Origin of the sequence: Xenorhabdus sp. SGI246 (assembly GCF_040838225.1) — a bacterium.
Classification (GTDB): domain Bacteria; phylum Pseudomonadota; class Gammaproteobacteria; order Enterobacterales; family Enterobacteriaceae; genus Xenorhabdus; species Xenorhabdus indica.
The window spans coordinates 1-1,433 of record NZ_JBFPEZ010000147.1 but is presented as its reverse complement, the minus strand read 5'-3'; the positions used below and the strand labels follow the sequence as shown (position 1 = coordinate 1,433).

At 36.1% G+C, this 1,433-nt stretch carries 1 protein-coding gene; it reads left to right on the top strand.

Annotated elements, in window-relative coordinates; translation table 11 throughout:
- Positions 1-303 precede the first annotated feature (303 nt).
- Entirely contained in the window at positions 304-1,272 is a 969-nt protein-coding gene (locus tag ABLA85_RS18625) for an IS30 family transposase (protein WP_367965801.1), read from the top strand.
- Positions 1,273-1,433 lie beyond the last annotated feature (161 nt).

The window sequence follows — 1,433 nt, the reverse complement described above, 5'->3', positions numbered from 1 at the left end:
TTTCATGACGACACTATCTAGTAAAGAACAAAAAATAAATAGATTATTCTCAATTTAAAACACTTGGATTCGACACGGCAACATCACCCAAACTTAATGGTGTAAATCCCATCATAAAGAGTAAACCCATATAAATATCTCTCCTGAAATAACAGCCTGGTGTGGCTTCGCTAATAATTTTATATTGTAATTATTTTATTCATATAATAATTAATATTCTTGGATTCGCCTAATAAGTGCAATTCCTAAGAAAGGCGGTCAGTTGCTATAGTAGGCATCTTTCTCGCCAAAGGAAAATGCACTATGGCCTATATGCAACTGACCGAAATAGAAAGATATCAGATTTTCAGTTTAAAAGAAGCCGGTTTTACACAACGAGTTATTGCAACGTCACTTAATCGAGCTGCATCAACGATTAGCCGTGAATTGAAAAGAAATCGAGAAGCACAGAGATACTGCCCTAAACAAGCCCAGCTTAAAGCTTTAGAGCGTCGCCATACGGCTGTAAAAGCTGTCAAAGTGACACCAGAGATAACACTGTTTATTAAGCAATTAATCTGGCAAGATTTAAGCCCTGAACAAACCGTCGGTTATCTTAAAAGGGAGAAGATAATCTCGTTGCATCACGAAACAGTTTATCGTTTGATTTATAAAGATAAAATTAATGGTGGCGATTTATGGCAGCATCTCAGAATTGCTAAAAAACCGTATCGAAAACGCTATGGAAGTTATGAACGCAGAGGAAAAATCAAAAATAGGATCAGTATTGATAATCGCCCCAAAATTGTGGATAAAAAGCAGCGTATTGGTGATTGGGAAGGGGATACTATTGTTGGAAAAGATCATAAAAGTGCATTATTAACTTTAGTTGAACGAAAATCGCTATTTACTATCATAATTAAACTGGAAGATAAAACAGCGGAAGGGGTTGCAAAAGCGGCGACGAGGAATTTATCACATATAAAAAAAAAGATTAAAACCATCACTTTTGATAACGGATTGGAATTTTCTGAACACGAACTTATCAGTAAAAATTTAGAGACAAAGATTTATTTTTCTCACCCTTATTCACCTTGGGAAAGAGGGATCAATGAGAACACGAATGGATTAATCAGAGATTACTTCCCAAAAGGAACCGATTTTAATAAGGTATCAGAGCGGGAGATAAATCTCGTGGAAAACCGCTTAAATAAACGTCCTCGAAAAACGCGAGGTTACAAAACACCGAATGAGTTATTCAAGGGAATACCGACTCGTTTGCTTCATTCATAACGGTGTTGCACTTATTATGTGAATGCAAGATAGTTTAAAGGTTTTCCTATAGTAAATGAATTATTAACCCGGTGTGCAAATGCCCATACTCCCATCATGCAGCATAATTAATTTTGGGGTGCAGAAAAAAGCGAGCAACATGTTTATTTCTTCTTTGCAGC